Here is a 9,118-nt window from a genome sequence, read left to right as displayed (position 1 = left end):
TCAATCCTGTCCCCAACAATTCCATCTTCGTTTTAAGCCGAAGTTTTCTCCCTAATCTGGAAGGGTAAAACAGAATGGCCAGGATTCCCAGAAAAGCCAATCCAAAAATGATTGTTTTTTTATTGATCATTTAGTTTGTGGTCTAACAAATATTTTATTCTATTCTTTAGAAGAGTCAAAATTACGAAATGTATGCCAATAAGCATTGTGACAAATGCTACCTATCAATTTTATTTATAAAGTCTTTTTTCTTGAAGTGTATCAGATTTTTAATCAACAATCATTTAGATATGTCTCTCAAAACTTGGGAAGGGTTTTAAAAGCTTGCTACTTTGCGCCTACAAATAAGCATCAAATGGATATCAATCATTTTGTCAAAATAGCTGGGGAACTTGGCATCAAAGTCAAACAGGTTACCGATACTGTTGAATTATTGGATGGTGGGGCGACTGTTCCATTTATTTCAAGATATAGAAAAGAGGTGACCGGAAGTCTAGATGAGGTGCAGGTAGCAGTCATCCGGGACAGAGCCCAGCAGTTGAGAGATCTGGAAAAGAGAAAGGAAGCCATCCTGAAATCCATTGAAGAACAAGGGAAGTTAACACCGGAATTAAAAGATAAAATCAATGCCGCTGAGACCATGTCGCTTTTGGAGGATCTGTATCTGCCGTACAAACCCAAAAGAAGGACTAAAGCAACTGTTGCTAGAGAAAAGGGTCTGGAACCATTGGCGACAAAGATTTTTGAACAAGTGTCTTTTGATCTTGAATCGGAAGCAGCGCAATATGTGGTTGTAGAGAAAGAAGTCACTTCCGTAGAAGAAGCCCTTCAAGGTGCAAGGGATATCATAGCTGAATGGGTCAATGAAAATGTGGAGTTGAGGAAAAAGATGCGTGAGCTTTTTATCAGCGAAGGCCAATTTGTTTCCAAAGTTTTACCTGGTAAGGAAGCAGAGGCCATCAAATACAAAGATTATTTTGATTGGACAGAACCGGTAAAGACTGCGCCTTCCCATAGGGTTTTGGCCATGCGAAGAGGGGAGAAAGAACTGTTTTTGATGTTGGATACCTGTCCTGATGAAATTTCAGCCATTGGATTAATGGAGAAAACGGTATTGGAAAATGCTGCCAACGCATCGGTAGAACAGGTTTGCCTGGCCATCAAAGATTGTTATAAAAGGTTATTGAAACCCTCTATGGAAACCGAAGTCCGGCTCTTTACCAAAAAGAAGGCGGACGAAGAGGCCATTAAGGTATTTGCTGATAACCTAAGGCAGTTATTGTTGGCAGCTCCATTGGGTGAAAAAGCGGTATTGGCCATTGACCCGGGTTTTAGGACCGGTTGTAAGACTGTCTGTCTTGGACAACAGGGACAATTGCTGAGTTACGATGCCATCTATCCCAATGAACCTCAAAAACGGGTTGCTGAAGCAGCAGCTACTGTGAGGGATTTGGTCCAAAAACACAATGTGGAAGCCATCGCCATAGGAAATGGAACAGCTAGCAGGGAAACAGAGTCATTTGTCAAATCCCTTGGATTGCCAAAAAATGTGATCGTGACCATGGTCAATGAAAGCGGCGCCTCCATTTATTCGGCATCTGATGTTGCAAGGGAGGAATTTCCCGATTATGACCTGACGGTCAGGGGGGCGGTTTCGATTGGAAGGAGACTGATGGATCCTTTGGCCGAACTAGTCAAGATTGACCCAAAGTCAATCGGCGTCGGGCAATACCAACATGATGTGGATCAGGGAGCTTTGAAAAATTCACTGGATGATACCGTAATGAGCTGTGTGAATGGAGTAGGAGTTGAAGTGAACACGGCTTCCAAACAACTTTTGACTTATGTATCGGGATTGGGACCGGTGTTGGCGCAGAACATTGTCAGTTACAGAAATGAAAACGGACCTTTTAAAAGCAGGAATGAAATAAAAAAAGTTCCTAGGTTAGGTGACAAGGCTTTTGAACAGGCAGCAGGGTTTTTAAGGATCAGGAATGCCAAAAATCCCCTGGATGCCAGTGCAGTACATCCGGAACGCTATGAACTATTGGAAAAAATGGCCAAAGATATCGGTGCCAAAGTAGATGATCTGATGAGTTCGGAGGAACTGAGGTCAAAAATTATTCTGAAAAATTATATTTCTGAAACCGTCGGCCTACCTACGCTGCAGGATATCATGGAGGAGATCTCCAAACCGGGAAGAGACCCAAGGGAAACCTTTGAAGCTTTCAACTTTCAGGATGGAGTCAATGCCATTTCAGATTTGAAGGTAGGAATGAAGCTTCCCGGAATTGTCACCAACATTACCAAATTCGGGGCATTTATTGACATCGGTGTACATCAGGATGGATTGGTTCATTTGAGCCATTTGGCAGATAAGTTTGTAACCGATCCGGCCCAAGTCGTATCGGTCAACCAAAAAATACAGGTCACTGTCACGGAAGTGGATATCCCAAGAAAAAGGATTGCCCTAAGTATGAAATCTGATCCATTTGCCGAAAGGGGAAAATTCACTACTAAGGAAAAAAAGAAAAAGAAAGAACCCGAAGCGGAAGGTGATATTGCGGCGAAGTTGGCGATGTTGAAGGGGAGGTTTCGGTAGGATTATAAGATTGTAAAATTGAAAAATTTGAAAATTGGCTTCCAGCAATGGAGGCTTTTTTTTTATCCCTATCCCGCCAAATCCATAAAAGTAGCTACCTTTATGGAATACGATCCATAAAAAGTAGCTACTTTTATGGAATGGGACTTTTTCCCTGAATTTTTGATATAAGTCAAATTCCCGATAGCCATCTGGATCGGCATGACAAGGAGACGCAAGTTGGTTAACAAAATTAAATTGACACCATCAAACTTGAATTTCTACTACCATTCAACCTTTAAATTCCCCACCCAATCTTCCAATTTTGTAATCCGCCACGGCGGACAAGTTCTTCCAATCTTTCAATTGTCAATCAAATCCCCCACTCCCCAACTTCCAACTTCCAACTTTTCCCGACATTCTAAGTCACAATAATGTTAATTTTACAAACATATATATGTTATTAAAAATAACTTTTTTATATTAGCTCCTGTTAAACAGCAACAAACATGGAAGCAATGGAAAAAATATCTGTTACTCAAAAAGAACTGCCTTCCGGCAATTGTCAGGTCAAGTTTTTTGTGGAAGATGAGCAAAAGCCACAATATGGCTACCTCTTGGTCAATGAACCCAAGCCAATTGGGGAAATCATTGCGGAGATACAGGAGAGGTTGGAAAGAAGAAGGATGTCCACTTCAGGATTGAATCCGTTTTCAGTAAAAAACCCCGTCAGGGAGGACAACAATTTCTATCTTTATTCTGCTTAAATTATGTTACTCGCAAAGAATCTCAAATTTCTAAGGTCTGAATCAGGAATGACCCAAAGTGAACTGGCTGAAAAGCTGGATCTGCAAAGGACGATGATTTCGGCCTATGAGGACGGTAGGTCAGAACCCAAGCTTTCTACTTTGGCAATTTTGTCCGAATTGTTTGTGGTAAGCATCGATGAACTGCTGCACCATGATATCCAACAAAATGGCCGTAGGCTAAACCAAAACAAAAACATCAAAGTACTGACCATCGCCGCTGACGATCAGGACAGGGAAAATATCACCATGGTGGGACAAAAGGCATCAGCGGGATACTTAAATGGCTTTGCGGATCCGGAGTATATGGAAACCTTACCGCAGTTTCATATTCCTACACTTTCAAGAAACTCGACTTATCGGGCATTTGAACTGAGTGGGGACAGTATGCTGCCTTTGGTGCCGGGTACTGTAATTATCGGTTCCTATGTCGAACAGTTAAGGGAAATTAAAAGCGGCAAAACCTATGTCCTTGTGACTTCTTCCGAAGGTGTTGTCTATAAGCGGGTGTTTAATTACCTGGACGAAAACGGAAAACTGTTTTTGGTTTCGGACAATGAACATTATAAACCTTATGAAGTAAAAGGGGAGGATGTCCTGGAAATATGGGAAGCCAAGGCATTTATCAGTACTGATTTTCCCAATCCCAAAGACAAGGCAAAGCCTGCCAGCCTGGAAGATATTTCACAAATGATTCTAGACCTAAAGTCGGAAATCATCAGGTTAAAGAGATAAAAAAAAGAGCCATTTTCCTCAAAATGGCTCTTAGTTAATAATTTGATTAATTGGGTAATTTAATCCTTAATCTCGCCTTTTTCTGCTTTTTCGATCAAGTCTTCATTGGCAGTAATAAGAATTTCTACTCTTCTGTTTTTTTCCCTGCCTTCTTCAGTAGAGTTGTCAGCTATCGGTCTGTCAAATGAAAATCCGTTGGTAACCATCCTATCTCCACTCACCTGCTGCATCTTAAGGTAATTGTTTACAGCCTCCGCTCTTTTTCTGGAAAGATTGAGGTTGTATTCGTATGCACCCTTGTTATCCGTATGCCCTTCAATGGTGATATCCGTGTCGGGATATTCATTGAGTATGTCAGCGAATTTCATGATCGTCTCTTGAGCCTCGGGAGTAAGTGCAAAGGAATCAAAACCAAAAAGGATACCTGAATCGAAAGTCACTTTGATGGCTTCTCCTACTCTTTCAATTTCCGCATCTTTCATTTCCTTTTCCAATTTCTCAGCCTGTTTGTCCATATAGACACCTATTCCTGCACCGACGGCGCCTCCAATGACTGCGCCAATTACGGCGCCTTCAGCAGTTTTGCCTTTTTTGGATCCAAATAAACCACCTGCTGCAGCACCTGTTCCTGCACCTATTGCACCACCCCTTTGGGTATTGTTCCAGCCTGAACAGCTTAACAAGAAAACAACAACCAAGACATGGGCAAATAAGCCCGATTTAAATTTAAATGTTTTCATAATTTGAATAGTTGGGTTAGTAATTGATTATAGCTGATAGGAACCTAACAACCTTTTATTACTTATTCCAACATCATGCCAAATACTAAAATTTTAAAAAAAGCGTTAGTTTCTAACCATTTATTCTTCGAAGGTCTTAGAAGAGTCTGCCACTAAGTGATTAATTTCCTCCATTTCCTTTTTTGTCAGGTCCCTCCATTTGCCAATTGACAGGTCTAGTGGGATATTCATGATTCGGATACGCTTCAATTTGGTGACTTCATATCCAAGGGATTCACACATTCTTCTGATTTGTCTGTTCAGACCTTGAGTGAGAATAATATTGAATTTGTTATGGCTGATCTGCTTGATGTCACATTTCTGAGTAACAGTATTTAGAATTGGCACTCCATTGCTCATTTTCTGGATAAAGGACTTTGAAAGTGGTTTGTTTACTGTGACCAAGTATTCTTTTTCGTGGTTGTTTTTGGCCCTTAAAATTTTATTGACAATATCCCCATCACTGGTGAGCAAAATCAGTCCTTCACTGGGCTTGTCCAGTCTTCCAATAGGGAAAATACGCTTTGGATGATTGATATAGTCGATGATATTGTCTTTCTCAGCTTTGGTATCCGTGGTGCAAACTATCCCGACCGGTTTGTTGAAAGCAATATAAATATGATCTTCTTTAGGTTCCGAAATCAGCTTTCCATTCACCCTGATTTCATCGCCCGGAAAAGTTTTTGTACCCATTTCGGGAATTTCGCCATTTATGGTTACCCTGCCTTCCACTATTAATTTATCTGCAGCCCTTCTTGAGCAAAAACCCACTTCGCTGAGGTATTTGTTGATTCTTGTTCCCTGCAATTCACTCATGTGATTATTTCTTTATTTTTCCCGAAAGATACTCCTGATTTTTTTGAAAAAATAAAAGTCAGATATGCGTAATTGAGGATATCATTTTGGAATAATCGAATTCAGTTTTAGTTAAAGGAGGTTAAAAATATGGAGGATCTGTCAAAAAATCGTAACTTGAAAGTCACTGAAATTTGATATATAACCATAAAATAAACCCGAAAAATCATGAGTGAGAATTCATTTAAACATGTGGGAGTGTGGATAGATCATTCCAAAGCGCAACTTATTGGTTACAACGAAGGTAACGTTGAAATAATTGAGACGATTGATTCGCCCTATGAAAGTATCAAGAGGATTGATGGTGAGGTCAATGATATGACGAGGTTCTCCCCAAATCCTGAACATGCCTCGAACAATGAGCACAAAAAAAACAATATCACCCAGAATGAACTGAATGAATATTTCAAAATGATGGAGGGAAAGCTGAACAGGTTTGATGATATCCTCCTTTTCGGGCCAGGTACTGCCAAAGAACAATTGAGAAATAGATTGAAGGAAAACAAGTCCTACAATGGTAAGTGGCTTTCGGTACAAAGCAGCAATAAATTAACCGACAATCAGCTTTTGGCTTATGTAAGAGATTTCTATAAAAATGCACTTCCTTAGGAAGAAATCAGTTTTTTGAATCCTTTCTTTATTTTAGAAACAGCATCAAAGGAGTCGTCTATATTGATGACACCTTTTCCCAGTTCATGCCAATAACCGTCTCCACAATCGATGAAATTGCCTTGTTGGTCTGGTTTTTTTTCCTTTGCAAGCCCATAATCATAATCAGGAATAAAAATATGTGACAATAAGGTTTTGGTTTCTTCCCAATCTGCCTCCTTTTCTACACCATTGACTATCAATTCCATTTTTCGGACAGAAAATTTCACGGTCAGACTGACTTCTATCTCATCATTGGATTCCCTGATTAGGTAATGAATGGTCAAGGGTGCTTCTTTCTGACTGACCTCATAGATGGCCTGAATATAATCCTGTGCAAAAAATTGCCATTCCTGCTGATTGATTGGAACAGTCCTACTAAACTGTCCATGAAGGTCTTTGGCCAATACTTTGATACCACCTTCTTCGTCGAGTTTTTTATTCGACCATTTTGTTTTGGCGTAAAGTTCCTTGATTGATTTTTCCCAGATTTTATGGATTTCACCCTGAAAATGGAAGTCATCGTCCATAGTAAACCCTTCATTGAGAATCTCTTCCTCTAATATTTCTTCGCGCTCCGTATAGACCATATCCAACTGACTTTCTAAAAAATTCTTGCCGAATCCGATTTTCAATTTGAAGATATGACTGTACGGTGGCGGAATAACTCCTGAATCATATTCAATTTCCAGTCGGGTTAAATCTTCTGTTTTAAGGTGCATGTATTTGAATTGGTTTGAAAATTATAATGCAATAAAGATTAAAATTAGCTTTTTTTAAGAATAGTTCATTTTTAAAATGTCCATAGTCAAAGCCGGAGAATTTAATAAATAATCGGATATGAATAAATAATGAAAAAAACCACGGCATTGGTGCTGTGGTTTTTTTCTTTATTTCAATACCATATACTTTTTCAAGTCAGAATGAAGGATTTCTTCCAGTTCACGTTCATTTCCTTTACTTGTTTCAGTAAAGAGGAAACCGAATACACCGAATTTTTCCATATTCACTTTTCTGACATGTAATGGGTTCTCAAAATCCATTGCAATGGCATCAAAATCAAAATATTCAATATCCTCCTGCGGCACATCAGATTGATTGTCCAGAAGAATAAGACTGTACTTTTTGTCTTTTCTGTTTTCAAATACTTTCTCCCAATCTGGTCTTTTTGAATTGAAAAAATATTCATAGGAATTGATACCATAAGCAAACCAGGTCAGGTCTGCAGTGGTACACCAACCTCCAAACCGCATCGGGTTTACTTCGATAGGATTGATTTTTCCAGGTTCACTTTCCCGGAATTCAATATGCAATGGAAAATTTCTTAGATCAATTTTCGAACCGATCATTTGAAGAAAATCCATAATTGGTTGATAAAGTCTCTCAATGACTTCCTTGGAATTTGAGTAAACCCTGTCGCTGACATCATACTCTGAAGTAAAGACATGGTGGAGTACATTCAAAACGACAGGTTCCCCTTGATCATCAAAATAACAGTCAAATGCATATTCCTCTCCACGGATATATTCCTCAATAATAAAATCCGTGTTGCTGACCACCTCTTTGGGATAGAGGGATTTAGTTTTTTCAATCTGTTTTTCAATTTTGCTGACAATGGACGGCCAATCTTCAGGCTTATCTACCTTATGTACAGCAATACTGAAAAACCCAACAGCAGGCTTGATGATAAATGGGAATTTAAACCCAGTGATATCCAAATTTTCCAACTCTGATAAAGAGGCAGATTTAAAAAAATAATCAGGGTAGGCTTCTTGAATCAAGTCCCGGAATCTGAATTTGTTTTTAAAGGTCTCGATTTTTTCAGGAAGAGAGGTGCCTTTCAGGTTTTGCTGTATCCATGAAATGCTGTTTTCCGAATTGGTATAAACCGGACTTCCCGGATTTGACATAAACCAGGCTATGGCATCTTCCTCGCGGATTAAATTGGCATTTCTTCCCTGAAGAATTTTTTGGGCTTCTTTGGTAGCAACAACGGGGAATTGATTTTTAACGACCGTCTCAATCAGAAACTCTGACGTGTAAGGGTAATCCAAAAGAATCATAAACAGTATTTTTCAACTGCGAAGATAGAATCATCTTAAATTGATGCTCACATTATTTTTACCTGCGGTAACTTTAAATGCTGCTTTTTCAAAACTTGGTGGTCCAAAAGTCCCCATCGCATCATTTGAAAACCCATAACCGTCCCTTGGTATCCCAAAAACATTTGTTCTCAATTTTCCTGTATTTTGACTATCGTGGAATACGGAAAGCGCATAAGTGCCTTCCGGAATATTATTAAAAACGGTGACGGCCTTATTTCCTGAAATTTTAACAGAGGCACTTTGGAAGGCCTTGTCAGGATCCTCCGGAAAGCCGGATTCTCCTTTGAAAAGCAGGACCCTGACCACACCCTGTTCATTTTTTATGTTGGTCACTGTCAGGGTGAGTGAATTTGAATTTTGTTCAATTATCATTGTCCCAACTAATATTGAAAGTATCAAAAATAGTTTCATAGTATCAATTTTACGGTATCCAATCGGTTTATTTTTCCGGAATCGGTCCTTACAAATTCCTCAAGGACCAAAACCTCTTTAGGTACAAGGTAATTGATAAGGTTCGCTCTCATTGTATCCTGCAAGGATTTTATTTTATATAAATCAATGCTCATGTCTTCCAAGACGAGGATCAGTTTTTGACCTAATTTTTCATCT

Annotated in this window: 9 protein-coding genes and 1 pseudogene; 4 read left to right on the top strand and 6 right to left on the bottom strand. The window is 39.3% G+C overall.

Going from position 1 to position 9,118, the window contains the following annotated elements; genetic code table 11:
- The first annotated feature begins 355 nt into the window (after positions 1-355).
- The 3 genes from ACEW8O_RS23395 (at position 356) to ACEW8O_RS23385 (ending at position 4,122) form a co-directional block, all read left to right on the top strand.
- Positions 356-2,602 carry a Tex family protein gene (locus ACEW8O_RS23395; protein WP_373497049.1) on the top strand — a complete coding sequence of 749 codons (2,247 nt, stop codon included), beginning with the start codon at positions 356-358 and terminating at the stop codon, positions 2,600-2,602.
- 488 nt (positions 2,603-3,090) lie between these two features.
- Positions 3,091-3,348: a hypothetical protein gene (locus ACEW8O_RS23390; protein WP_373497048.1), complete on the top strand. Its 258-nt coding sequence runs from the start codon at positions 3,091-3,093 to the stop codon at positions 3,346-3,348.
- Positions 3,349-3,351: 3 nt separating this feature from the next.
- Positions 3,352-4,122: an XRE family transcriptional regulator gene (locus ACEW8O_RS23385; protein WP_373497047.1), complete on the top strand. Its 771-nt coding sequence runs from the start codon at positions 3,352-3,354 to the stop codon at positions 4,120-4,122.
- A gap of 59 nt (positions 4,123-4,181) precedes the next feature.
- On the opposite strand, the gene ACEW8O_RS23380 is transcribed toward ACEW8O_RS23385, so the two are convergent.
- Positions 4,182-4,862, bottom strand: a complete 681-nt coding sequence (locus ACEW8O_RS23380) for an OmpA family protein (protein WP_373497046.1) — start codon at positions 4,860-4,862, stop codon at positions 4,182-4,184.
- Between the two features lie 120 nt (positions 4,863-4,982).
- Complete coding sequence (gene rluF / locus ACEW8O_RS23375) at positions 4,983-5,717, bottom strand: 23S rRNA pseudouridine(2604) synthase RluF (protein ID WP_373497045.1); 735 nt, start codon at positions 5,715-5,717, stop codon at positions 4,983-4,985.
- A 207-nt stretch (positions 5,718-5,924) separates the two neighbouring features.
- Between rluF and ACEW8O_RS23370 the strand changes: the two genes are divergently transcribed.
- Positions 5,925-6,365: a hypothetical protein gene (locus ACEW8O_RS23370; RefSeq protein ID WP_373497044.1), complete on the top strand. Its 441-nt coding sequence runs from the start codon at positions 5,925-5,927 to the stop codon at positions 6,363-6,365.
- On the opposite strand, the gene ACEW8O_RS23365 is transcribed toward ACEW8O_RS23370, so the two are convergent.
- The 4 genes and pseudogenes from ACEW8O_RS23365 to ACEW8O_RS23350 form a co-directional block, all read right to left on the bottom strand.
- Entirely contained in the window at positions 6,362-7,126 is a 765-nt protein-coding gene (locus tag ACEW8O_RS23365) for a hypothetical protein (RefSeq protein ID WP_373497043.1), read from the bottom strand. The genes ACEW8O_RS23370 and ACEW8O_RS23365 overlap by 4 nt on opposite strands.
- 168 nt (positions 7,127-7,294) lie before the next feature.
- On the bottom strand, positions 7,295-8,467 hold the full coding sequence (locus ACEW8O_RS23360; RefSeq protein WP_373497042.1) for an ATP-grasp domain-containing protein: 1,173 nt from the start codon (positions 8,465-8,467) through the stop codon (positions 7,295-7,297).
- Between the two features lie 30 nt (positions 8,468-8,497).
- Entirely contained in the window at positions 8,498-8,920 is a 423-nt protein-coding gene (locus ACEW8O_RS23355) for a DUF2141 domain-containing protein (RefSeq protein WP_373497041.1), read from the bottom strand.
- Positions 8,917-9,118: pseudogene (locus ACEW8O_RS23350) on the bottom strand (acyl-CoA synthetase); the annotation flags it as partial. The pseudogene ACEW8O_RS23350 and the gene ACEW8O_RS23355, both read right to left, overlap by 4 nt.

The organism is Aquiflexum sp., assembly GCF_041749095.1.
Lineage (GTDB): Bacteria > Bacteroidota > Bacteroidia > Cytophagales > Cyclobacteriaceae > Aquiflexum.
The sequence above is the reverse complement of the archived record's forward strand: the minus strand, read 5'-3'. Positions and strand labels throughout refer to the sequence as shown.